General features: G+C 60.6%; 22 protein-coding genes. 13 read left to right on the top strand and 9 right to left on the bottom strand.

Features of this window, described 5'->3' with window-relative positions; all coding sequences use genetic code 11:
* Positions 1 to 120 precede the first annotated feature (120 nt).
* From flhA to hypA, 6 genes are read right to left on the bottom strand one after another with little or no spacing between them, the layout of a single operon-like run.
* Complete coding sequence (flhA, locus tag SP99_RS17625; protein WP_045286034.1) at positions 121 to 2,193, bottom strand: formate hydrogenlyase transcriptional activator FlhA; 2,073 nt, start codon at positions 2,191 to 2,193, stop codon at positions 121 to 123.
* Between the two features lie 55 nt (positions 2,194 to 2,248).
* Positions 2,249 to 3,259, bottom strand: a complete 1,011-nt coding sequence (gene hypE, locus SP99_RS17620; protein ID WP_047959345.1) for a hydrogenase expression/formation protein HypE — start codon at positions 3,257 to 3,259, stop codon at positions 2,249 to 2,251.
* On the bottom strand, positions 3,256 to 4,377 hold the full coding sequence (hypD, locus tag SP99_RS17615; protein ID WP_047959344.1) for a hydrogenase formation protein HypD: 1,122 nt from the start codon (positions 4,375 to 4,377) through the stop codon (positions 3,256 to 3,258). The genes hypE and hypD overlap by 4 nt, the downstream gene beginning before the upstream one ends.
* Before the next feature lie 2 nt (positions 4,378 to 4,379).
* On the bottom strand, positions 4,380 to 4,652 hold the full coding sequence (locus tag SP99_RS17610) for a HypC/HybG/HupF family hydrogenase formation chaperone (protein WP_047959343.1): 273 nt from the start codon (positions 4,650 to 4,652) through the stop codon (positions 4,380 to 4,382).
* Positions 4,643 to 5,506 carry a hydrogenase nickel incorporation protein HypB gene (hypB, locus tag SP99_RS17605; RefSeq protein ID WP_047959342.1) on the bottom strand — a complete coding sequence of 288 codons (864 nt, stop codon included), beginning with the start codon at positions 5,504 to 5,506 and terminating at the stop codon, positions 4,643 to 4,645. Before hypB ends, SP99_RS17610 begins: the two co-directional genes overlap by 10 nt.
* A 2-nt stretch (positions 5,507 to 5,508) precedes the next feature.
* Complete coding sequence (gene hypA, locus SP99_RS17600) at positions 5,509 to 5,859, bottom strand: hydrogenase maturation nickel metallochaperone HypA (protein ID WP_025757091.1); 351 nt, start codon at positions 5,857 to 5,859, stop codon at positions 5,509 to 5,511.
* Positions 5,860 to 6,070: 211 nt separating this feature from the next.
* On the opposite strand from hypA, the gene hycA reads away from it, so the two are divergent.
* The 9 genes from hycA (at position 6,071) to hycI (ending at position 13,849) form a co-directional block, all read left to right on the top strand.
* A complete protein-coding gene (gene hycA, locus SP99_RS17595; RefSeq protein WP_025757092.1) occupies positions 6,071 to 6,535 on the top strand; it encodes a formate hydrogenlyase regulator HycA in 465 nt (154 codons plus the stop codon).
* Between the two features lie 70 nt (positions 6,536 to 6,605).
* Complete coding sequence (locus SP99_RS17590) at positions 6,606 to 7,214, top strand: 4Fe-4S dicluster domain-containing protein (protein WP_047959341.1); 609 nt, start codon at positions 6,606 to 6,608, stop codon at positions 7,212 to 7,214.
* Entirely contained in the window at positions 7,211 to 9,025 is a 1,815-nt protein-coding gene (gene hycC, locus SP99_RS17585; RefSeq protein WP_047959340.1) for a formate hydrogenlyase subunit 3, read from the top strand. The genes SP99_RS17590 and hycC overlap by 4 nt, the downstream gene beginning before the upstream one ends.
* A 1-nt stretch (position 9,026) precedes the next feature.
* Positions 9,027 to 9,950, top strand: a complete 924-nt coding sequence (locus tag SP99_RS17580) for a respiratory chain complex I subunit 1 family protein (protein WP_047959339.1) — start codon at positions 9,027 to 9,029, stop codon at positions 9,948 to 9,950.
* Positions 9,951 to 9,965: 15 nt separating this feature from the next.
* Positions 9,966 to 11,675 carry a hydrogenase large subunit gene (locus tag SP99_RS17575; RefSeq protein WP_047959338.1) on the top strand — a complete coding sequence of 570 codons (1,710 nt, stop codon included), beginning with the start codon at positions 9,966 to 9,968 and terminating at the stop codon, positions 11,673 to 11,675.
* A gap of 9 nt (positions 11,676 to 11,684) precedes the next feature.
* On the top strand, positions 11,685 to 12,227 hold the full coding sequence (locus SP99_RS17570; protein WP_047959337.1) for a formate hydrogenlyase complex iron-sulfur subunit: 543 nt from the start codon (positions 11,685 to 11,687) through the stop codon (positions 12,225 to 12,227).
* Positions 12,227 to 12,994: an NADH-quinone oxidoreductase subunit B family protein gene (locus tag SP99_RS17565; protein WP_047959336.1), complete on the top strand. Its 768-nt coding sequence runs from the start codon at positions 12,227 to 12,229 to the stop codon at positions 12,992 to 12,994. Before SP99_RS17570 ends, SP99_RS17565 begins: the two co-directional genes overlap by 1 nt.
* Positions 12,991 to 13,401 (top strand): formate hydrogenlyase maturation HycH family protein, encoded by a 411-nt coding sequence (locus SP99_RS17560; protein WP_047959335.1) that lies wholly within the window; start codon positions 12,991 to 12,993, stop codon positions 13,399 to 13,401. The genes SP99_RS17565 and SP99_RS17560 overlap by 4 nt, the downstream gene beginning before the upstream one ends.
* A complete protein-coding gene (hycI, locus tag SP99_RS17555; RefSeq protein ID WP_047959334.1) occupies positions 13,394 to 13,849 on the top strand; it encodes a hydrogenase maturation peptidase HycI in 456 nt (151 codons plus the stop codon). Before SP99_RS17560 ends, hycI begins: the two co-directional genes overlap by 8 nt.
* A gap of 81 nt (positions 13,850 to 13,930) precedes the next feature.
* Here hycI and SP99_RS17550 read toward each other — a convergent pair whose 3' ends face one another.
* Positions 13,931 to 15,355, bottom strand: coding sequence for a 6-phospho-beta-glucosidase (locus SP99_RS17550; protein WP_047959333.1), 1,425 nt, complete (start codon positions 15,353 to 15,355; stop codon positions 13,931 to 13,933).
* A gap of 18 nt (positions 15,356 to 15,373) precedes the next feature.
* A complete protein-coding gene (gene ascF / locus SP99_RS17545; protein WP_047959332.1) occupies positions 15,374 to 16,825 on the bottom strand; it encodes a PTS cellobiose/arbutin/salicin transporter subunit IIBC in 1,452 nt (483 codons plus the stop codon).
* A gap of 214 nt (positions 16,826 to 17,039) precedes the next feature.
* On the opposite strand from ascF, the gene SP99_RS17540 reads away from it, so the two are divergent.
* The 4 genes from SP99_RS17540 to SP99_RS17525 all read left to right on the top strand — a co-directional run bounded on the left by SP99_RS17540 (position 17,040) and on the right by SP99_RS17525 (position 21,980).
* The gene (locus SP99_RS17540) at positions 17,040 to 18,053 is read left to right on the top strand and encodes a LacI family DNA-binding transcriptional regulator (protein ID WP_047959331.1); all 1,014 of its coding nucleotides are present in this window, start codon (positions 17,040 to 17,042) and stop codon (positions 18,051 to 18,053) included.
* Between the two features lie 134 nt (positions 18,054 to 18,187).
* Complete coding sequence (hydN, locus tag SP99_RS17535; RefSeq protein ID WP_047959330.1) at positions 18,188 to 18,733, top strand: electron transport protein HydN; 546 nt, start codon at positions 18,188 to 18,190, stop codon at positions 18,731 to 18,733.
* A gap of 6 nt (positions 18,734 to 18,739) precedes the next feature.
* A complete protein-coding gene (gene hypF / locus SP99_RS17530; RefSeq protein WP_047959329.1) occupies positions 18,740 to 20,956 on the top strand; it encodes a carbamoyltransferase HypF in 2,217 nt (738 codons plus the stop codon).
* A 1-nt stretch (position 20,957) separates the two neighbouring features.
* On the top strand, positions 20,958 to 21,980 hold the full coding sequence (locus SP99_RS17525; RefSeq protein ID WP_047959328.1) for a HoxN/HupN/NixA family nickel/cobalt transporter: 1,023 nt from the start codon (positions 20,958 to 20,960) through the stop codon (positions 21,978 to 21,980).
* On the opposite strand, the gene SP99_RS17520 is transcribed toward SP99_RS17525, so the two are convergent.
* The gene (locus tag SP99_RS17520) at positions 21,953 to 23,617 is read right to left on the bottom strand and encodes an SgrR family transcriptional regulator (protein WP_047959327.1); all 1,665 of its coding nucleotides are present in this window, start codon (positions 23,615 to 23,617) and stop codon (positions 21,953 to 21,955) included. The genes SP99_RS17525 and SP99_RS17520 overlap by 28 nt on opposite strands.
* Positions 23,618 to 23,716 lie beyond the last annotated feature (99 nt).

Below are 23,716 nucleotides of genomic sequence, written 5' to 3'. Positions count from 1 at the left end.
TGCAAATGAAACTCATTATTAAGGCGGAATTTTATACAGAGGAAACGATTTTGTGTCAATGAGGGACAATTGCGCAGGGTGACAAAAGGCGGTGTCAGAAAACACCGCCGGGATAAGGCGTTAGACCAGGCTCTCTTTATCGATCCCAAGACGCTTCATGCGCGACAGCAGGGTGGTGCGTTTTAACCCCAGTCGCTGGGCGGCACCTTTCGGTCCGGCGACCACGCCGTTGGTCTCTTTCAGAACGCGCATAATGAGCTGATATTCATCTTCTCCCTCTTTTGCCGTCTCGGCGGCGGGCGCGGTTACGTCAGGTAGCGTCACTTCAGGCAGTGAGAGTTGCAGCACGTTGCCGCGCGTCAGCAGCACCGCACGTTCGATGACGTTTTCCAGCTCGCGCACGTTGCCGGGCCATTCCATCGAAGAGAGGGTGCGTAACGTCTCGGCAGGAATACTGTCGATGTTGCGCCCCATCCGGCGGGCAATCTTCGCGGTAAACGCTTTGACCAGCAGGGGGATATCTTCCGGACGTTCGCGCAGCGGCGGCAGGCAGATCGGGAACACGTTCAGGCGATAGTAGAGATCGCTGCGAAACTCGCGGTCGGCGACCATTTTTTTCAGGTCTCGGTTGGTGGCGGCAATCAGCCGCACGTCAGTCTGGATAAGCTTGTTGCTGCCCAGGCGCTCAAACTCCTGCTCCTGCAGGACGCGCAGCAGCTTTGGCTGTAGCTCCAGCGGCATATCGCCCACTTCGTCGAGGAACAGCGAGCTCTTGTCGGCCAGTTCAAAGCGGCCCAGACGCTGGCTGCTGGCCCCGGTGAACGCGCCGCGTTCGTGACCGAACAGATCGCTTTCCAGCAGCCCCGCCGGCATGGCGGCGCAGTTCATCTTCACCATCCGTCGGCTGTTGCGGTTGCTCAAGTTGTGAATGGCGCGGGCTATCAGCTCTTTACCCGTGCCGGTTTCGCCCAGAATCAGCACCGTGCTGTCGCTTTGCGCCACCATCTCCACCTGCTTGAGCACGCTGTACATCGCATCGCTGCGCCCGATGATTTCACCAAACTCGCTGTCCACGTTGTTGAGCTGTTCGGTCAGGGCGAGGTTCTCATCCACCAGCCGCTCTTTCAGGCGATGAATCTCCTGATAGGCGAGGGCGTTATCCAGGGCAATGGAAATACGCTCGGCGATCTGACGCAGCAGCTTCAGGTTGGCGGTGGTAAATACTCCCTCCTCACACTGCGCCAGCTTCAGCACGCCGAGCATGGTGTCGCCGGACATCAGCGGCAGCAGGCACAGGGTCTGGATTTTGTTGCCCCAGGTGTTAAACAGCATCCGCTCGTAGGGTGCCACCGTATCCTGCTCGTTCAGGTTGAGCAGGAGGATCTCTTTGCTTTTAAAGACCCGCTCAGAAAGCGTACCGGCTTCGTCCACTTCACTCTGCTCATGGGCAGGGTTAGCCTCATCCAGATAGTGGGTGGAGTAGATGTTCAGCTTGCCCTTACGGTGCCCCCGCAGCGCAATACTGATAGCGTCGATTTTGAAATAGTGGTGGATCTCTTTTGACACCTCGCTGACCAGCTCATCCATATCGAGCCTGGAGAGCACGGCGTTGGTGATGGCGACCAGAATACGAAAGTTGTCGCGCTCGCGGCTCAGCAGGTCGTAATCGACGTTATTGTTTACGCGGCTTTGGATCTGCTCCGCGACGACGGCCACAATCTGGGTGAAGGTATGCAGGCGCTCGTATTCCGCCTCGCTCCACGGCTGGTCGGTGGTGCGGATAAACTCGCAGCCGCCAAAAATCTGGCCCTCTGCCGCCAGCGGCAACATGCAGTAATGCCCGAAGGGCTGATACAGATTGCTTTCCGCCAGCCGCGGCCACGCCTGTCGGAACGCCTCAAAGTTGCAGTGCAGCGCTTCAGGCCGGGAGAGAATGCGGCGCACCGGGCCATGCGCCAGATACGTTTCATCCTCGTATTCAAACGTTTTGCCATTATCACGCGTTGCGTAGTAGCTCGCGCGATGCGTTCCGCTATGCCAGAGCACAATCGCGGCGCTGTCGGCCAGCGCTGATTGCCTGACCAGACGCGTCAGGGCATCGCTCAGCGCGCCGAGATCGGGCTGCTGTAAAAGTGTGCGCGTGATGTCAAACAGCCCCTGCTGTCCAAGATCGCTCATCGGTGTATATGGCATAGTGCTTTCCAGTAGAAACGAGCAAAAATTCCACGCTGGCCGCTTATGGCGCGGCCTAGCAAATTCGGGGTAAGGGTTCCGCGTGCGGCAAATCCAGCGTCCGTTTCACGCCATACAGCCCGGTCAGGCGCACCCCTTTGCGCTCAACCACTTCACCAATTATCGCCGCCTCTTTTCCAAACGGATGTGCCCGCAGCTGTTCCAGAACGGCGGGTGCAGAAGCGCGTTCAACGCCAATCACCAGCTTGCCTTCGTTGGCAAAGTTGAGCGGGTCAAGCCCCAGCAGCTCACACAGACCGCGAACGGCGGGCGTTATGGGCAGGCTGCGCTCGGTGAGTTCAATCCCGCATCCGCAGCTTGCCGCAAATTCATGGACCACGGCATTCACGCCGCCGCGTGTGGCGTCCCGCAGCGCTTTCACGCCGGGAACTGCACGCAGCGTCTGGATCAGCGGGGTCAGCACCGCGCAGTCGCTGCGCAGTTCGCCGTCCAGCCCCAGACCTTCGCGCAGGTTGAGGATGGTCGCGCCGTGGCAGCCCAGCGTGCCGGTCACGATCAGCACGTCGCCCGTGCTGAGGCGCTGCGCGCCCCAGTGAATATCGGCGGGGATCGCCCCGATGCCGGCGGTGTTGATAAACAGCTTGTCGGCCGCGCCGCGCTGCACCACTTTGGTATCGCCGGTGACGATAGCTATCCCTGCCTCGCGGGCGGTCTGCGCCATACTGTTGACCACCGCCGTGAGCGTCTCCATCGGTAACCCCTCTTCGAGGATAAATCCGCAGGAGAGGTAGCGCGGAATGGCGCCGCTGACGGCGATGTCGTTCGCCGTGCCGCAGACAGCGAGCTTGCCGATATCGCCGCCCGGGAAGAACAGCGGGTCAATCACGTAGCTGTCGGTGGAGAACGCCAGCCTGTCGCCCTGCGCGGTGAGGGTCGCGAGGTCAATGCGCGCCTGGTCTTCCTGCTCGGCGAGCCAGGGGTTGCTGAAGGCCTCCATAAACAGCCGGTTAATCAGCTGCTGCATCGCCTGTCCGCCGCTGCCGTGCGCCATTTCAACCGTCTTCATGCTTCACTCTCCTGGTTGCGATACTGATACCACGCGGCACACGCCCCTTCGGAGGAGACCATCAGCGCGCCAAACGCCGTTTGCGGGTTACAGGTGTTGCCGTATAGCGGGCAATGATGAGGCTTGCATTTACCGGTGAGCACCTCGCCGCAGCGGGCCCGCGGATCGTCGCAAACCTGCTGCGGCTGCGGGCGGAAATGCGCTTCGGCGTCGAGCGCGCGATAGGCCGGTGTCAGGCGCACGCCGGATTCGGCAATCAGCCCCAGGCCACGCCATTCGCTGTCGCCTTCGACGCAAAACACGTCGGCTATCGCCTGCTGTGCCCGTTCATTTCCTGCATCCGGCACCACGCGGCGGTACTGGTTTTCCACGGTACTCAGGGCCGCTATTTTCTGCTCAACCAGCATGGTGACACCTTGCAGTAGATCAAGAGGTTCGAAACCAGCGACCACTAACGGACGATTGTACTGTTCAGCGATAAAACCGTAGGCATCTGTGCCAATCACCATGCTGACATGGCCCGGCGCCAGGAAGGCGTCAATCCCGTTTCCCGGCGCTTCCAGCAGGCTGCGTAGCGTGGGGATGAGCGTGATGTGCTGGCAGAAGAAGAAAAAGTTATCGACGCTGCGCGCTTTCGCCTGCTGCAGCGTAATGGCGGTGGCGGGCATGGTGGTTTCAAACCCCAGGCCAAAAAACACGATTTTGCGCGTGGGGTTATCCGCTGCCAGCGTCAGGGCATCCATCGGCGAATAGACGATCCGAATGTCGGCTCCGCGTGCTTTTGCCTGCAGCAGCGAGCCGTTTTTTCCCGGAACGCGCATCGCGTCGCCAAAGGTGCAGAAAATGACGTCGGGCCGGCTGGCAATCTCGATACAGCTGTCGATGCGCCCCATCGGCAGCACGCAGACCGGACAGCCGGGGCCATGGATAAACTCGATGTTCTCCGGCAGCAGCTGGTCGAGGCCAAATTTGAAAATGGCGTGCGTATGTCCGCCGCACACCTCCATGATCCGCAGCGGGTTTTCCGCCGTGTAGTCCAGCAGCGCCGCACGCGTTTTCAGATGCCCGATAAGCTGTAGCACCTGCTCGGGCGCGCGGTATTCATCCACATAACGCATGATTATCGCTCCTCGCCATACAGCAGCGCCCCCACGTCCGGCTCCACGTCGAACATGTTCTGCAGCGCCTCCAGCGTGTCGCGGGCTTCCGTTTCGTTAATCACGCTCATGGCGAACCCCACGTGGACCAGCACCCACTGGCCGAGACGCGAGACGCCGGTTTCATCGCTGCTGCCCACCAGCGTCAGGTCGACGTCGCGCAGGATGCCGCAGACCTCGACTTTGGCCTGATTACCGTCAATGGCATAAATCTGTCCCGGTACGCCTATGCACATCGTTCGTTCTCCAGCCAGTGTAACCAGCTGTCCATGCCGTCGCCGCGGGTAGCGGAGACCAGCAGGATCTCAATATCCGGGTTCACCTCGCGGGCCCAGGACAGGCATTTATCCACGTCGAAGTTCAGGTACGGCAGCAGGTCGACTTTGTTGAGCAGCATGATGGAGGCGGCGGCAAACATATGCGGGTACTTCAGCGGCTTGTCTTCGCCTTCGGTCACCGAAAGCACCGCGACTTTGTGCCGTTCGCCCAGGTCGAAGCTCGCCGGGCAAACCAGGTTACCGACGTTTTCAATAAACAGGATGCCGTTATCTTCAAGCGGCAGGCGCGGGGCGGCGTCGGCGATCATCTGCGCATCGAGATGGCAGCCCTTGCCGGTATTCACCTGGATCGCCGGGGTACCGGTTTCGCGAATGCGCGCCGCGTCGTTAACGGTTTGCTGATCGCCTTCAATCACCGCACAGGAGACGCGCCCGTTCAGGCGGTTGAGCGTTTCCGTGAGCAGCGTGGTTTTGCCGGAGCCGGGGCTGGAGACCAGGTTCAGCACCAGCTGTCTGCGGGCGGCGAAGCGGGCACGGTTACGGTTGGCGATCTGGTTATTCTTGTCCAGGACGTTGATTTCCACCTCCAGCATCTGACGCTGGCTGATGCCCGGCGCGTGGGTACCCGCTTCGCCGTGGCCGTAGTGAAGATCGCCCGCATCGGATCGTTGCGGGGAGAAAGCGATCCCGGTCAATGCCGCAGAAGGGCGTGGGGCAGGTGCAAAGGGCGCGGAGCGAAACGCGGAGTGGGGGTGATGTTCATCCCCTTCTATATACAGGTTGCCTTCGGCGCAACCGCAGGTACTACACATACTTACTCCTTCTCGATTTCGAGGCGTTGGATCTGCATGCCGTCATCCGCCACGATGCGAAGAAAGGTGCTCTGACACTGCGGACAGCGCTGTACCTTCGACGACAGCAGGGTGACGTACTGCTGACACTGCTCGCACCAGCACTCCGCCTGCTGCTCTTCAATATGCAGTTCGCAGCCTTCCGCCAGCGTGCCGCGGCACACCAGTTCAAAACAGAAGGTCAGGGCGCTGGTTTCGACGCAGGAAAACGCCCCGACCTTCAGCCAGACGCCGGTGACGCGTTTTGCGTGGTTTTGCACAGCCTGCTGTTCGATAAGTTCCAGAGCCCGCTGGCAGAGGGTGATTTCGTGCATGACGCCTCCTCAATGAATTGCGCCATTGAATGCAATAACAATGCCATCTTGGTTTTTGTTAAGGCGTGTCGATGTCAACGCTGTCGAAATGACACGTCGACACCGCAAAATTGACAGCCAGTTTTTAATTAAAACTATTAAAAATCAGTTGGATAAAAACTGGCATGGAATCTGCTTAACAGCCGCTATCTCCATTAAACGGATACCTTTTATGACTATTTGGGAAATCAGCGAAAAAGCAGATTACATCGCGCAGCGTCATCAGCAGTTACAGGACCAGTGGCATCTTTACTGCAACTCTCTGGTTCAGGGCATCACCCTCTCGAAAGCGCGTCTTCACCATGCGATGAGCTGTGCGGCGCAGGGGGACATGCGCTTTGTCCTCTTCGGCCATTTCATCATCAATGTCACCCTGGCGGATAACTTCAACAGCCACACCATTGAGTACCACCTTGAGACAAAAGACGGCGAAAAACAGTGTATTGCGAAAGCACAGCTGATGGCCGACGGCATGGTGGACGGCCACGTCAGCAACCGCGATCGCCAGCAGGTGCTGGAGCACTATCTGGAAAAAATCGCCCCGGTTTATAACAGCCTGTACGCCGCCGTTGAACACGATCTCCCGGTCAACCTGAAGCAGCTGATGGACGGAAATGCCTCAGCGAACGTGGCCTGACCCCTGTGTGTCGAAAAGTGTCGACAAGACAGTTTTTCGTCAAAAATGACTATCACCAGAGGATGACCCGGTGAACCGTTTTGTAATTGCTGACTCGACGGTCTGTATTGGCTGTCGAACCTGTGAGGCGGCGTGTTCGGAAACGCATCGCCTGCATGGGCTGCAGTCCATGCCGCGCCTGCACGTCATGCGTAATGAAAAAGAGTCTGCCCCGCAGCTCTGCCATCACTGTGAAGATGCCCCTTGTGCGGGTGTCTGTCCCGTAAATGCTATCACCCGCGTGGACGGCGCTGTCCAGCTGAACGAAAGCCTTTGCGTAAGCTGCAAGCTGTGCGGCATTGCCTGTCCGTTCGGCGCGATTGAATTTTCCGGCAGCCGCCCGCTGCATATTCCGGCGAATGCCAACTCGCCAAAAGCCCCGCCCGCGCCGCCTGCTCCGGCACGCGTCAGCACGCTGCTGGACTGGGTGCCCGGCATCCGCGCCGTTGCGGTGAAGTGCGACCTGTGCAGCTTTGATGAACAAGGCCCGGCCTGCGTGCGCACCTGTCCAACCAACGCGTTGATTCTGGTTAATATTCGCGACATCGCCCGTACCCGCAAGCGTAAACGCGAGCTGACCATCAACAGTGATTTTGGCGACCTTTCTCTGCTACAGACGCTTAACGAGGGGGCGAAATGAACGCGGCGATGATGATGACCAGCGCGGTAGCGTACTTTGCGGCCGCCGCGGTTCTGGCGTGGCTTCTGTCATTCCATAAAACCCTGAGCGGCTGGGTCGCCGGGATTGGCGGGGCGGTCGGCAGCCTGATGACGCTGGTGGCAGGCGGGATGGTTGTGCTCGACGGACACACCGTGGACACGCTCATGCCGCTCATCCGTCAGACCGTTGCGATCACGCCGCTGAACGCCATCTGGCTGGTGACGTTTGGCCTGTGCGGGCTGTTTATCAGCCTGTTCAATATCGACTGGCACCGCCATCAAAACACCAGGGCCAACGGCCTGCTGATTAATCTGCTGATGGCGACGGCGGTCTGCACCGTTACCGCCAGCAACCTCGGCGCGCTGGTGGTGATGGCGGAGATCATGGCGCTCTGCGGCGTCTTCCTGACGGGGTGCAGTACCTCCGGCAAACTGTGGTTTGCGCTGGGACGTCTCGGGACGCTGCTGCTGGCGCTGGCCTGCTGGCGGGTGTGGCAACGCTTCGGCACGCTGGACTTCGCGGCGCTTAACGGTCAGCCGCTGGGCAGCGACGTCTGGCTGCTGGGCGTGGGGGGCTTTGGCCTGCTGGCCGGGATCATCCCGCTGCACGGCTGGGTGCCGCAGGCGCATGCGAATGCCTCAGCGCCCGCCGCTGCGCTCTTTTCCACGGTCGTGATGAAAGTCGGGCTGTTCGGCATTCTGACGATCACCCTGACCGGCGGCCAGCCGCCGCTGTGGTGGGGCGTGGTGTTGCTTCTCGCCGGTATGGTTACCGCCTTTGTCGGTGGGCTGTACGCGCTGATGGAGCACAATATTCAGCGTCTTCTGGCGTATCACACCCTTGAAAATATCGGCATCATCCTGCTCGGTCTTGGCGCGGGCGTGACAGGTCTGGCGCTCAATCAACCGGCGCTGATTACCGCCGGGTTTATCGGCGGTCTGTATCACCTCGTCAACCATAGCCTGTTTAAAAGCACCCTGTTCCTGGGGGCGGGATGCGTCTGGTTCCGCACCGGTCATCGCGACATCGAAAAGCTCGGTGGCATTGGCAAAAAAATGCCGGTGATATCTCTCGCCATGCTGGTCGGGCTGATGGCGATGGCCGCGCTGCCGCCGCTGAACGGCTTTGCCGGGGAGTGGGTTATCTACCAGTCCTTCTTCGCGCTCGGCCAGAGCGAGGCGTTTATCGCCCGTCTGCTAGGGCCGCTGCTGGCGGTCGGGCTGGCGATTACCGGGGCGCTGGCAGTGATGTGCATGGCGAAAGTTTACGGCGTCACCTTCCTCGGCGCGCCGCGTACGCGTGAGGCGGAAAACGCCTGCTGCGCACCGGTACTGATGGGGACAAGCGTGGTTGCGCTGGCGCTGTGCTGCATCGCGGGCGGCGTGGCCGCGCCGTGGCTGCTGCCGCTGCTGGGTAATGCCATTCCGCTGCCGCTGACCGTGGCAAATACCACCGTTTCCCAGCCAATGGTCGCGCTGCTGCTGATTGGCGCACCGCTGCTGCCGTTCATCCTGATGCTGTTCTTCAAACGCGACCGACTGGTCTCCCGCTCGCGCGGGACTGCGTGGGCCTGCGGCTATGAACACGAACAGTCGATGGTGATTACCGCTCACGGTTTCGCCATGCCGGTGAAAGAGAACTTCGCCGCCGTGCTGAAGCTGCGCCACTGGCTGAACCCGGGGCAGTGGGTGCCGGGCTGGCAGAGTGCCGCCGCGCCTGTGCTGTTCCGCCGTCTGGCGGTCATCGAACTGGCGGTGCTGGTGGTGATTGTGATTTCACGAGGAGCCTGACATGAGTCTGTTACTGGCAATTCTTCAGGCGCTGGTGCTGTTCGCCGCTGCGCCGCTGCTTTCCGGGGTGAGCCGCGTGGCGCGCGCCCGGATGCACAACCGTCGCGGGCCTGGCGTGCTTCAGGAATACCGCGATCTCTTCAAACTGCTCTCGCGTCAGAGCGTCGCCCCGGATGCCGCAGGCTGGGTCTTCCGCCTGACGCCGTTTGTGATGGTGGGCGTGATGCTGACCATCGCCACCGCGCTGCCGGTGGTGACAGTGGGCTCGCCCCTGCCTGCGCTCGGTGATCTGATTACGCTGATCTACCTCTTCGCCATCGCCCGCTTCTTCTTCGCGATTGCGGGTCTCGACACCGGGAGCCCGTTTACCGGCATCGGTGCCAGCCGCGAGGCGATGCTGGGCGTGCTGGTTGAGCCGATCCTGCTGCTGGGACTGTGGGTCGCCGCGCAGGTCGCGGGTTCAACCCATATCAGCTTTATCACCCACACCGTTTACCACTGGCCGCTTGCCCGCTCCATTCCGCTGTTGCTGGCGCTCTGCGCCTGCGCGTTCGCCACGTTTATCGAGATGGGCAAGCTGCCGTTCGATCTGGCCGAAGCGGAGCAGGAACTGCAGGAAGGGCCACTCACCGAATACAGCGGCTACGGCTTCGCGGTGCTGAAGTGGGGCATCAGCCTCAAACAGCTGGTGGTGCTGCAGATGTTTGTCGGCGTCTTCTTCCCGTGGGGGCAGATGACGCACTTCTCCGCGGGCAGTCTGGTACTGGCCGTGGTGGTGGCCGCCCTCAAGCTGCTGGTCGGCGTGCTGGTGATTGCCCTGTTTGAAAACAGCATGGCGCGCCTGCGTTTTGTGGAAACGTCGCGCATCACCTGGGCCGGTTTTGGTTTTGCATTTTTAGCGTTCGTCTCCTTGCTGGTGGCGTGATTAAAGAGAGTTTTTATGTCTGAAGAAAAGAAAGGTCAGCAGTATCTCGCCGCGTTGCATCAGGCTTTCCCCGGCGTGGTGCTGGAGGAGTCCAGGCAAACCAAAGACCAGATAACCATCACCGTAAAAGTGAACTCTCTGCCGGAAGTGGTGGAGTTTCTCTACTACCAGCAGGGCGGCTGGCTGTCGGTGCTGTTCGGTAACGACGAGCGTCAGCTGTGCGGCAATTACGCTGTGTACTACGTGATGTCGATGGAGCAGGGGGAGAAGTGCTGGCTCACCGTGCGCGTGGAAGTCGATCCAAATAAACCGGAATACCCGTCCGTCACCCCGCGCGTACCTGCCGCCGTCTGGGGCGAGCGCGAAGTGCGCGACATGTACGGCCTGGTGCCGGTCGGCCTGCCGGATGAGCGCCGCCTGGTGCTGCCGGACGACTGGCCGGATGAACTTTATCCCCTGCGCAAAGACAGCATGGACTACCGTCAGCGCCCGGCGCCGACCACCGACAGCGAAACCTACGAATTTATCAACGAGCTGGGCAGCAAGAAGAACAACGTGGTGCCGATCGGCCCGCTGCATGTCACCTCCGATGAGCCGGGCCACTTCCGCCTGTTCGTTGACGGCGAAAACATTATCGACGCCGACTACCGCCTGTTCTACGTCCATCGCGGTATGGAAAAGCTGGCGGAAACCCGCATGGGCTACAACGAAGTCACGTTTCTTTCTGACCGCGTGTGCGGCATCTGCGGCTTCGCCCACAGCACCGCCTACACCACTTCGGTGGAGAACGGCATGGGGATTGTGGTGCCGGAGCGCGCGCAAATGATCCGCGCCATTTTGCTGGAGGTGGAACGCCTGCACTCCCACCTGCTGAACCTCGGCCTGGCCTGCCACTTCGTCGGCTTTGACTCTGGGTTTATGCAGTTCTTCCGCGTGCGCGAAGCGTCGATGAAGATGGCGGAGATCCTTACCGGGGCGCGTAAAACCTACGGCCTGAACCTGATCGGGGGGATCCGCCGTGACCTGCTCAAAAACGACATGATCCAGACCCGTCAGCTGGCGCAGCAGATGCGCCGGGACGTGCAGGAGCTGGTGGATATGCTGCTCAGCACGCCCAATATCGAGCAGCGCACCGTGGGCATCGGCCGTCTTGACCCGGAAATAGCCCGCGATTTTAGCAACGTCGGCCCGATGGTGCGCGCCAGCGGCCACGCCCGCGATACCCGCGCCGATCACCCGTTCGTCGGCTACGGTCTGCTGCCGATGACCGTGCACAGCGAGCAGGGCTGCGACGTCATCTCCCGCCTGAAGGTGCGTATCAACGAGGTGTTTACCGCGCTGAATATGATCGACTTTGGGCTCGATAACCTGCCGGGCGGCCCGCTGATGGTGGAGGGGTTCACCTATATTCCGAATCGCTTCGCGTTGGGCTTTGCCGAAGCGCCGCGCGGGGATGACATCCACTGGAGCATGACCGGCGACAACCAGAAGCTCTACCGCTGGCGCTGCCGTGCGGCGACCTACGCTAACTGGCCAACCCTGCGCTACATGCTGCGTGGCAACACCGTTTCTGATGCACCGCTGATCATCGGCAGCCTCGATCCATGCTACTCCTGCACCGACCGCATGACCGTGGTGGACGTGCGCAAGAAGAAAAGCCAGGTGGTGCCGTACAAAGAGCTTGAGCGCTACAGCATCGAGCGTAAGAACTCGCCGCTGAAATAAGGACTCGCCATGTTTACCTTTATCAAAAAAGTGATCAAAACCGGTGTGCAAACCAGCCGCTATCCGCTGGAGCCGATGCCGGTCGATAAAAACTTTCGCGGCAAGCCGGAGCATAACCCGCAGCAGTGCATCGGCTGCGCGGCCTGCGTCAACGCCTGTCCCTCGAATGCCTTAACGGTGGAAACGGATCTTCAAACCGGCGAGCTGGCCTGGCAGTTTAACCTCGGGCGCTGCATCTTCTGCGGCCGCTGCGAAGAGGTCTGCCCGACGGTCGCCATTCGTCTGTCGCAGGAATACGAGCTGGCGGTATGGAAGAAAGAAGATTTTCTCCAGCAGTCGCGCTTTGCCCTGTGCCACTGCCGCGTCTGCAGGCGTCCGTTCGCCGTGCAAAAAGAGATCGACTACGCCATCGCGCTGCTGCAGCACAACGGTGACGCCCGCGCGGAGCATCATCGGGAAAGCTTTGAAACCTGTCCGGACTGTAAGCGGCAGAAATGCCTGCTGCCGTCCGACCGCATTGATATTACCCGCCATATGAGAGAGGCCAGCTGATGGACAATTTACTCGGCCCGCGCGACGCGAACGGCATCCCGGTGCCAATGACGGTGGACGAATCTATCGGCCTGATGAAGGCGTCGCTGCTGAAAAAAATCAAACGCTCGGCCTACGTCTACCGCGTGGACTGCGGCGGCTGCAACGGCTGCGAGATTGAGATCTTCGCCACCCTGTCACCGCTGTTTGACGCCGAGCGTTTCGGCATCAAAGTGGTGCCTTCTCCGCGTCATGCGGACATCCTGCTGTTTACCGGGGCGGTGACCCGCGCCATGCGCTCGCCGGCGCTGCGGGCCTGGCAGTCCGCGCCGGATCCGAAAATCTGCATCTCGTACGGGGCCTGCGGCAACAGCGGCGGTATCTTCCATGACCTCTACTGTGTGTGGGGCGGTACCGACAAAATCGTGCCGGTGGATGTCTACATTCCGGGCTGCCCGCCGACGCCTGCCGCAACGCTGTATGGCTTTGCGATGGCGCTTGGCCTGCTGGAGCAGAAAATCCACGCCCGCGAGCCGGGCGAGATCGACAACCAGCCTGCGGCCATTCTGCACCCGGACATGGTGCAGCCGCTGCGGGTGAAGGTCGACCGCACGGCGCGCAGGCTGGCGGGCTATCGCTATGGCCGCCAGATTGCCGACGATTATCTGCGCCTGCTGAGCCAGGGCGAGCATCAGGTCGCACGCTGGCTGGAGGCGGAAAACGATCCGCGTCTTAATGAGATTGTGGCGAACCTGAACAGCGTAGTGGATGAGGCACGTATCCGATGAGTGAAACGGTGGTGTTCAGTCAGCTGAGCCGTAAGTTTATTGATGAGAACGATGCCACGCCGGATGCGGCGCAGCAGGTGGTCTATTACAGCCTGGCGATTGGGCATCACCTCGGGGTGATTGACTGCCTGGAAGCGGCGCTGAGCTGCCCGTGGTCTGACTATCTGGCGTGGATTGCCACGCTGGAGGAGGGCAGTCCGGCGCGGCGCAAAATGGAAGGCGTGCCGAAGTACGGTGAGATCGTCATCGACGCCAACCACATTGCGATGCTCGCCAACGCCTTTGACGCGGCGCTGAGCAGGCAAACCCCCGGGCAGCAGGCATGGAGTAAAACGCTGCTCGGCATGCTGCATGATATTCATCAGGAGAGCGCCATCTACCTGATGGTGAGGAGATTACGTGACTGACGTTTTACTGTGTGTCGGCAACAGCATGATGGGCGACGACGGCGCGGGCCCGCTGCTGGCGGAGATGTGCGCCGCGAACCCGCAGGGCAACTGGGTGGTGATAGACGGCGGCAGCGCGCCGGAAAACGACGTGGTCGCCATTCGCGAGCTGCGCCCGGAGAGACTGTTAATCGTCGATGCCACCGATATGGGGCTCAATCCCGGCGAGATCCGCCTGATTGACCCGGACGATATCGCAGAGATGTTTATGATGACCACCCACAATATGCCGCTGAATTACCTGGTGGATCAGATCAAGGACGACGTGGGGGAGGTGCTGTTTCTGGGCATTCAGCCGGACATTGTCGGGTTTTATTACCCGATGACGCCGCCAGTGAAAGAGGCGGTGAGCGTGGTGTATTCACGGCTTGCCGGGTGGGTGGGGGACGGAGGATTTTCCCGGCTCTGATCAGCGCCCGGTGGCGCTACGCTTACCGGGCCTACGGTTTTGTAGGCCGGGTAAGGCGAAGCCGCCACCCGGCAAAACATGCTACGCCAGATCCGCCCCGTTACTCGCAATCACCTTCTTATACCACCAGAACGATTTTTTGCGCTTTCTGTCCAGCGTGCCGTTGCCGGCATCGTCGCGGTCGACGTAGACAAACCCGTAGCGCTTGCTCATCTCCCCCGTTGAGGCCGACACCAGGTCAATGCAGCCCCAGGTGGTGTAACCCATCAGCGGCACGCCGTCCTCAATCGCGTCGCCCATCGCGCGGATATGCTCGCGCAGATAGCTGATGCGGTAGTCGTCGTTAATCTCGCCGTTTTCATCAATGACGTCTTTCGCTCCGAGGCCGTTTTCCACCAGGAACAGCGGCTTCTGGTAGCGGTCGTACATCATGTTCATGGTGATGCGCAGGCCGAGTGGGTCGATGCCCCAGCCCCATTCGCTCACCTCAATGTGCGGGTTGCGCAGGGATTTCACGATGTTCGCCGCGCTGGTGTTGCCCGCGTTCATGTCTGCCGACGCGCAGCGCGAGGCGTAATAGCTGAACGAGACAAAATCGACGGTGTTTTTCAGCAGTTCGTCATCGCCCGGATCTTTAACAATCACCACCCCTTTTTCGCGGAACACGCGGGCAGAGTAGGCCGGATAGCGGCCGCGCGCCTGCACGTCGATAAAGAACAGGTTCTCGCGGTCTTTCTCCAGTGCCATCCACACGTCTTCCGGCTTGCAGGAGTAAGGGTAGAAGTTCCCACCCGCCAGCATGCAGCCGACCTGGTTTTCCGGGTTCACCTCATGGGCGATTTTGGTCGCCAGCGCGCTTGCCACCAGCTCGTGGTGCGCGGCCTGGTATTTCACCTGGTCTTCGTTTTCACCTTCTTCAAACACCAGCCCCGCACCGGAGAACGGGCTGTGCAGCATGATGTTGATTTCGTTGAAGGTCAGCCAGTATTTCACCAGCCCGTTAAACTCTTCAAAGCAGGTGCGGGCGTAGCGGGCGAAGAAATCCACCATCTTGCGGTTGCGCCAGGATCCATACTCCGTTACCAGGTGCATCGGCACGTCGAAGTGGCAGAGGGTCACCAGCGGCTCGATGTTGTACTTTTTGCACTCTTCAAACACCGCGCGGTAGAAGGCAATGCCCTCTTTATTGGGCAGCGGTTCGTCGCCGTTCGGGTAGAGGCGGCTCCAGGCAATCGAGGTGCGGAACACCGTAAAGCCCATTTCCGCCATCAGGGCGATGTCTTCTTTATAGCGATGGTAAAAATCTATCGCCTCGTGGCTCGGGTAGAACTCGTCGTCACGCAGCGAAAAACGCTTTTCCTTACCGAGCTTTACCGCCAGGCGATTCGCGCCGTGGGGGATCATATCGACCGTGGTCAGTCCCTTGCCGCCTTCACGGTAAGCCCCTTCACTCTGGTTGGCGGCAAGCGCGCCGCCCCATAAAAATCCTTGTGGAAAAACAGACATTTTTACCTCGCTTTCAATTTATGCTTTTGCTGCGTTGTTCGGTACCGGTGCGCTCTGCAGGGCACGCGCTTTTTCGGCGTCGTCTTCGACCGGGATATCCTCAAACCCTAAAAGCAGGGTCAGAACAAACGACAGGACCACTGCCAGACCCATCACGCCAAACACCCAGACGATGGTCATCGGGTTTGCCGGGTCAAAGAACTGCACGCTGGTAAACAGCCCCGGCGCGGCCATTGAGTGGCTGGCAAGCCCGGCGATACCGGCCACTGCGCCGCAGATAAAGCCGCTTATCAGGCTGGCAATCAGCGGGCGTTTCAGACGGATAGCGACGCCGTACAGGGCCGGTTCAGAGATCCCCGCCATAATGGCAGAGGCCGCCGCCGCCAGCGCCGTCTGGCGCAGTTCCGGGTTTTTAGTTTTCCACGCCACTGCCAGCGACGAACCACCGAGCGACAGGTTGGCGCCGATCTCTGACGGCATGACCATCCCTTCTTTGCCCGTTTCGGCAATGGTCTGGATGATGGTTGGGGTAAACACGCGGTGCATCCCGGTCATTACCAGCAGCGGCCACAATGCGCCCATGATCGCCACGGAGAGCCAGCCCAGGTAACCGTGAATGGTGTAGACCAGCGCGGAGATGGCGCTACCGATCCAGATCCCCAGCGGGCCAATCAGCACGATGGCGAGCGGGGCGGCAATCAGCACGATCAGCATCGGCTTCAGGAAGTTTTTGGTCACCGCCGGGGTGATGCGATCCACCCAGCGTTCGATGTACGACAGGCACCAGGTCATCACCAGCGCCGGAATAACGGTGTAGGTGTATTTCACCGCGGTCACCGGAATAAAGGCGAACTCAACGTGTTCACCCTGCGCGGCTTTCGCCATCAGCTCGATAAAGCTCGGGTGGACCAGCACACCGGCAATGGCAATCGCCAGCGACATGTTGGTCTTGAATTTCACCGCCGCCGAGGCCGCCACCATCAGCGGCAGGAAGAAGAACGCGCCGTCGCCGATGACGGTCAAAATGGTGAGCGTCGGTGCGCCTTTTGGCAGCACGCCGGTCATCTCAAGGATCATCGCCAGCAGTTTAACCATCGAACCGCCGATGATCGCCGGGATCAGTGGGGACATGGTGCCGATCAGCGCGTCGAGGATCCCGGCGCCAATGCGGCGCAACGTCAACTTCTGCGGCCCTTCCGGTACCTCGGGCAGCAGGTCCGTCGGCAGCAGGCTCACCACCTCGCGATACGCCTGAGAGACGGTATTGCCAATGATCACCTGGCACTGGTTGTCGTTGCGCACGACGCCGAGCACGCCGCTGATGCTTTTCAGGCGCGCCGCGTCGATAAGGCTTTCGTCTTTCAGAACGAAGCGCAGACGCGTCATGCAGTGGGTGAGGGCGACGATGTTCTCTTTACCGCCTAGCGCGCTGACCACGTCGTTCGCCAGCGCTGCGTAATTTTTGGCCATCGGATGAGATCCTGTTATCGTTGTGAGAAATGTAGGAAACCGGTTCCACATAATCATCATGAGTTTTTATGGATGAAACAAGATCGCTTTTTGACCATATTTTTGTTTCGTGATGCAGATCGCAATGACGTGCTGAAAGCGTGATTTTGCCGCTGCGACAATTTTTCCGCAGTGCAGTACACTGCGGTCCATCAGATTCAGACGGAATAACAACATGACCACGATGCTTGAAGTGGCGAAGCGGGCAGGCGTTTCGAAGGCCACGGTGTCCCGGGTGCTGTCGGGAAATGGCTACGTCAGCCAGGAGACCAAAGACCGGGTGTTTCAGGCCATTGAAGAGAGCGGCTATCGCCCGAATTTACTGGCGCGCAACCTGGCGACCAAACGTACCCAGACGCTGGGGCTGGTGGTGACCAACACCTTGTATCACGGCGTCTACTTCAGCGAACTGCTGTTTCACGCCGCGCGCATGACCGAAGAAAAAGGGCGGCAGCTGATCCTCGCCGACGGCAAGCACAGCGCTGATGAGGAGCGCGAAGCGATCCAGTACCTGCTCGATATGCGCTGCGACGCGGTGATTATCTATCCGCGTTTCCTGAGCGTGGAAGAGATGGATGAGATCGTCGAGAAGTGCGAGCAGCCCATTATGGTGCTCAACCGCCGCCTGCGGAAAAACAGCAGCCACTGCGTCTGGTCCGATCATAAAGCCTCGAGCCAGGATGCGGTGGCGCAGCTGATTGCGAAAGGGCACCGGGAGATTGCGTTTATCACCGGCTCGCTGGACTCCCCCACCGGGGTTGAGCGTCTCTCCGGCTACAAGGACGCCCTGGCGCAGCACGGCATTCCGCTGCGCGAAGGGCTGATTGCGCAGGGGAAGTGGAACCCGGCAAGCGGCGCGGCGGCGGTGGCCGAACTGCTTGCGCGCGGTGAACGTTTTACCGCGCTGGTGGCGAGTAATGACGATATGGCAATCGGTGCCATGAAGCAGTTGCACGACAGCGGCGTTGCGACACCGGAGGCGGTGTCGGTGATCGGTTTCGACGATGTGGCGATAGCCCCTTACATCGTGCCGTCGCTCTCCAGCGTGCGCGTCCCGGTGACGGAGATGATTAAAGAGACCATCAGCCGCCTGATCTTCATGCTCGACGGCGGTGAGTTTAAATATCAGCAAACCTTCTCCGGTGAGCTGGTCCTGCGTGACTCGGTTATTGACGGCCCGCATCGCTGATGTCGACAGCTGTCATCGTCACAAATGACGATGACAGCCCCAGTGTCGATTATAAAATTGCGATAAATCAAAGCTTTAATAATTGGCACGGTTTATGAATATCTCCGCGCATAACTGTAATGCTGGAGAAGCAGATGAACCGTTTTATTATGGCCGATGCCAGTAAGTGTATTGGTTGCCGTACCTGCGAAGTGGCGTGCGTGGTTTCCCATCAGGCGGATCAGGATTGCGCGTCGCTCACCCCTGAGACGTTTTTACCGCGCATCCACGTCATTAAAGGCGTGAATATTTCCACCGCCGCTATCTGCCGTCAGTGCGAAGATGCGCCGTGCGCCAACGTCTGCCCGAACGGGGCGATCACGCGTGAAAAAGGGTTTGTGCATGTGATGCAGGAGCGCTGTATTGGCTGCAAAACCTGCGTGGTTGCCTGCCCGTATGGCGCGATGGAAGTGGTGGTTCGTCCGGTCGTGCGTAACAGCGGCATGGGACTGAACGTGCGGGCGGAGAAAGCCGAAGCCAATAAATGTGACCTCTGCTACCACCGCGAAGCTGGCCCTGCCTGTATGGAAGCCTGCCCGACCCACGCGCTGGTCTGCGTGGATCGCGATAAGCTTGAGCAGATGAGCGCCGAGAAGCGCCGCCGCGCGGCGTTCGACACGTCGTCATCGCTGTTGTTCTGAGTCGTTATGAGCGGTAACGGCATCCAGCTGCGGGTGCGTGGCAAGGTGCAGGGCGTGGGGTTCCGTCCCTTCGTCTGGCAGCTTGCGCAGGCACTGCAGTTGACCGGCGATGTCTGCAACGACGGAGAGGGCGTGCTGGTGCGCCTCGCGGGTAATGGGGGGCATTTCACCGCGAGGCTGCGCCAGGACTGCCCGCCGCTGGCACGCATCGACAGTATCGACACGCAGCCCTTCACCTGGACGCATGTGCCGGAGGCGTTCACCATCCGCCACAGCGCGGGTGGGATGATGGACACCCAGATTGTACCGGATGCTGCCACGTGTCCCGCCTGTCTGGCGGAGATGAACGATCCGCACGAGCGCCGTTACCGCTACCCGTTTATCAACTGTACCCACTGTGGCCCGCGTTTCACCATTATTCGCGCCATGCCCTATGACCGTCCGGCCACGGCAATGGCGCCATTCCCGCTCTGCCCGCCGTGTGAGGCGGAGTATCGCCATCCCGCGGACCGACGTTTTCACGCCCAGCCGGTCGCCTGCCCGGACTGTGGTCCCGCGCTTGAGTGGCGGGCAGGGGAGGTTACTGCTGCCCGTGAGGCTGCGCTGCGCGCGGCGGTGCAGATGCTGAAAAACGGCGGTATTGTCGCCATCAAAGGTCTGGGGGGCTTTCACCTCGCCTGTGATGCACTCAACCCGCGGGCGGTGGCGAGGCTGCGGGCACGCAAACAGCGGCCAGGAAAACCGCTGGCAGTGATGATCCCGAACGCGGATGGGTTACCTGAGCCGGTTCAGACGTTGTTATGTTCGCCCGCCGCACCCATCGTGCTCACGCCAACAGCATGGCTGCCCGCCTTCCCGGAAGGTATCGCGCCGGGTCTGGACACCGTGGGCATCATGCTTCCTGCGAACCCGCTGCAGCATCTTCTGATGATGGACTGCCAGCGCCCGCTGGTGATGACCTCCGGCAATCTCAGCGGCAGACCGCCTGCCCTCACCAACCAGCAGGCACTGGATGAGCTCAGCGACATCGCGGACGGCTTCCTGCTGCATAACCGTGACATCCTGCAACGGATGGACGATTCAGTGATGGATCGGGACGGTGTGATGCTGCGCCGCGCGCGTGGTTTTGTGCCGGATGCCATCACGTTACCTGCCGGGTTCGAAAATATTCCCGCCATGATATGCACCGGGGCGGATATGAAAAACACCTTCTGCCTGGTGCGCGGAAACCAGGCGGTGCTGAGTCAGCATTTTGGCGATCTCAGTGACGACGGTGTGGAAGCGCAATGGCGTTCAGCGCTGTCGGTGATGCAGGGCATTTACGCCTTTCAGCCGGAGCGCGTCGTGTGCGATGCCCATCCGGGATACCGTGCTCGCCAGTGGGCGCAAGCGCAGGCATTGCCTCTTGAAAATGTGCATCACCATCACGCCCACGCAGCGGCGTGCCTGGCCGAAAACGGCTGGCCGCTCGTTGGCGGAGACGCTATCGCCCTGACGCTGGACGGGATCGGCATGGGTGAAAACGGTGAGCTGTGGGGCGGAGAGTGCCTGCGGGTGAACTATCTTACCTGCGAACGTCTGGGGGGGCTGCCGGCCGTGGCGCTACCGGGTGGCGATCTCGCGGCCCGGCAGCCGTGGCGAAATCTCCTCGCCCACTGTCTGGCGTTTGTCCCTGACTGGCAGCATTACCCGGAAACGCGTGCGGTACAACGCCAGAACTGGCCGCTGCTGGCAAAGGCTATCCTGCGCGGCATCAATGCGCCGCGGGCGTCGTCGTGCGGTCGCCTGTTTGACGCCATCGCCTGCGCACTGGGTATCGAAACCCAATCCTGGGAAGGGGAAGCCGCCTGTCGGCTCGAAGCCCTGGCGTCGCAGTGCGAAGGCGCTGTGCATCCGGTCACGCTGTCGGTGGGTAATCTCTCCCTGTTCTGGCAGCAATGGCTGGCGTGGCAAGCGGAACCCAGCGCGCGCGCCTGGGCGTTTCACGACGCGCTGGCAAAAGGGCTGGCGGAGCTCGCCGCGTTCCATGCCCGGCGCTTGTCGCTGACCACGGTGTGTTTCAGCGGCGGCGTGTTGCATAACCGTCTGCTGCGCGCGCGTCTGCGTCATTATCTTTCTGACTTTACGCTTCTTTTTCCTTCGCGCCTGCCCGCAGGTGACGGAGCGATCTCCTTCGGGCAGGCGGTGGTCGCCGCTGCCCGGTCATGTTCACAAAGGATTTAAAATGTTACGACTCTTACGCAATGAACCTCGCGCCGCGCTTCTGCTGCTGGCTCTGGTAATGGCAAACCTGCTGGCCTGGGGATGGGCATGGCACACCTTCAGCGACAGCACGGCGCTGATGGCGGCAAGCCTGCTGGCCTGGTGCTACGGACTGCGTCATGCGGTGGATGCCGACCACATTGCGGCCATCGATACCGTGACGCGTAAGATGATGCAGCAGGGAAAACGCCCGTCCGGCGTCGGGGCCTGGTTCTCGCTGGGGCACTCTACCATTGTGGTGCTTGCCTCCATTGCGATTGCCGCGACCGCCACGGCATTTCAGAAGAATATGGCGTGGTTTCACGAGACCGGCAGCCTGATTGGCACGGCGGTGTCGGCGACCTTCCTGCTGGCAATGGCGCTGGTGAATATGGTGATCCTGCGCGGCGTATGGCGCAGTTTCCAGGCGCTGAAAAACGGCAAGCCCGTGCAGGGGGAGATTGCGCTTCCGGCGCAGGGCGGGGTGATGAACTGGCTGTTCGGCGCGACGTTCCGTCTGGTCAACAAAAGCTGGCAGATGTACCTGGTCGGTTTTCTGTTTGGCCTGGGGTTTGATACCGCTACCGAGATTGGCGTGCTGGGTATTTCTGCCGCCAGCGCCTCAAACGGCATGTCGGTGTGGTCCATCATGGTCTTCCCGGCGCTCTTCGCCAGCGGCATGGCGCTGGTGGATACTCTCGACAATTTGCTGATGGTGGGGGCCTACGGATGGGCGTTTAACAAGCCACAGCGCAAGCTTTACTACAACATGACCATCACCGGCACCTCCGTGGTGGTGGCGCTGTTTATCGGCGGGCTGGAAGCGTTGGGTCTGCTGATGGACAAATTTGACCTCAGCGGCGGCGTCTGGGATGTGATTGGCGCGGTGAACGACAACCTGGGCAACGCCGGGTTTGTGGTCGTCGGGCTGTTTGTCGCCTGCTGGCTGATCTCGATGGTCAACTACCGCTGGCGCGGCTACGACGCGCTGGTGGTACGTTCCTGAGCTGGCGGCAGCCAGGCGCGGGTAAAATCGAGCCAGCCGCTGGCGGTCAGCACAATGTCCTGCACGTTTTCCAGGGTATTAAGACGATAGCGGTAGTGGAACAGCGGCGTGCAGGCGCCGCTTTCAAGTAAGGACTGGAAGAAAGACGGCAGCGCTGTTTGCAGGCTCTCCTCGCTTTCGCAATAGCGCATCAGGGTCTGCTTCGCTTTTTGCCACGGACCCTGCCCCAGGGCGGTGGCCCAGGCAGGCTCTTCAGTAAACCACTCTGCCAGCGCAAAGACCGGCAATTCCCCCGCCAGATAATCCCCCAGTAAGATATCCGCCTGCGTCAGCGCATCGGGGACATGCCACGCCTCACGATCTTTCCTGTGGATGATCAGCTCGCAGCCGCGCTTTTTCAGGCGTGTTTGCAGCATGCTGGCAAGCTCGCACAGCTCAGGCGTGTGATAGCAAACCAGCGACAGGGTGGCGGGAAGCGCCACCCCGGACGCTTCCGGAAATACGGGGGTCGTGATGCCGGGAAGAATTTCCGTGCGGGTGTCGACATCATCCCGGTGGATGTTCTGCTGATTAATCTGCTGAATTTCCTGACGCAGCCAGGCCGCCAGCGGCTGCGGCAACCCGACGTTGAGCATCAGCCAGGCAAAGCCACTGCTGATGGAGGTAACGGACCCCCGGGCATTTTCGCCTTTCCCTACGGTGATCCAGGCGGTTTTTTCCGTCTCGCTGCGGGTTCGCCAGAACTCGATCGCATGCAGCAGCGGGTGCGCCGCAAAGTACCACGGCTGGCGCTCAAGGCGCAGGTAGTGCGAATGATGATGGGCGATAGCAAAGGGACCTGCGCCAATACCCGGCTGTTGCGGATGCGGCAGGCGACAGGCGTGATGCGCCAGACGATGGGCCAGCATGGCATCGGGTGCGGTGAGTGCGATCTCCAGACACCAGGGGGCGACAAGCGATACCTGAGTAACGTGCGCGAGCCCTGCGCTGCGGGCCGGGTCGGCCAGCAGCTGGTGCAGCGCGCTGAGAATATCTTCATCACTGATGGCCTGCCCGTTATGCCAGTGCGCGCCGCTGCGCAGGTAGAAGCGCCAGCGCAGTTTGTCATCATCAATTTCCCAGTGGTGGGCTAAATCCGCTACCGGCTGCGGGTGGCCGGGCGCGTAGCGCGTCAGCCCCGCGTGAACCGCGCAGATAATATGCTGTTCGGCACGGCGGCGCTGAAGAGACGGATCAAGCGACGTGAGGGCGCGGTACCAGGGTATGCGCAGCGTTGGCTGATGTTTTAGCCATTTTCCGCCTAAAAACGGGGTAATGATGTGATGCAGGCTGGCCGGATCACCGTCTGCCAGCTGCAGCGCGCTCTGGTAATCCCCTTTCTCCAGACAGGCGTGCATCAGCGGCGCACTCAGTTCGCTGGTGGTCGCCAGGCAATGCAGGATGGCCCGATGCCCGCGACCCGGCTGGGCGTTCCAGCTTAGCCAGCCGCTCTGTGCGAGCTGGCGCAGCAGGGTGCGCGCGTGGCGTTCGCTGCACACTGCCACCTCTGCCACTTCCGCGATGGTGGTCGGCTTTGGCGCAGCACCGTAATGCTGATAAAGCCGTTGATACTGACGGATTTTCTGAAGCTGGCGCATAGCGACATTCCGGTGACGATAGGGGATGTTGAGAGTGTAGGGTGTTTTGCGGAATAAATAAGGTCTGGATAGGTGAAGTGTTCCGGTTTTATTCCCTCT

Origin of the sequence: Enterobacter sp. BIDMC92, assembly GCF_001030225.1 — a bacterium.
Classification (GTDB): domain Bacteria; phylum Pseudomonadota; class Gammaproteobacteria; order Enterobacterales; family Enterobacteriaceae; genus Enterobacter; species Enterobacter sichuanensis.
This window is presented reverse-complemented; position numbering and strand designations above follow the sequence as displayed.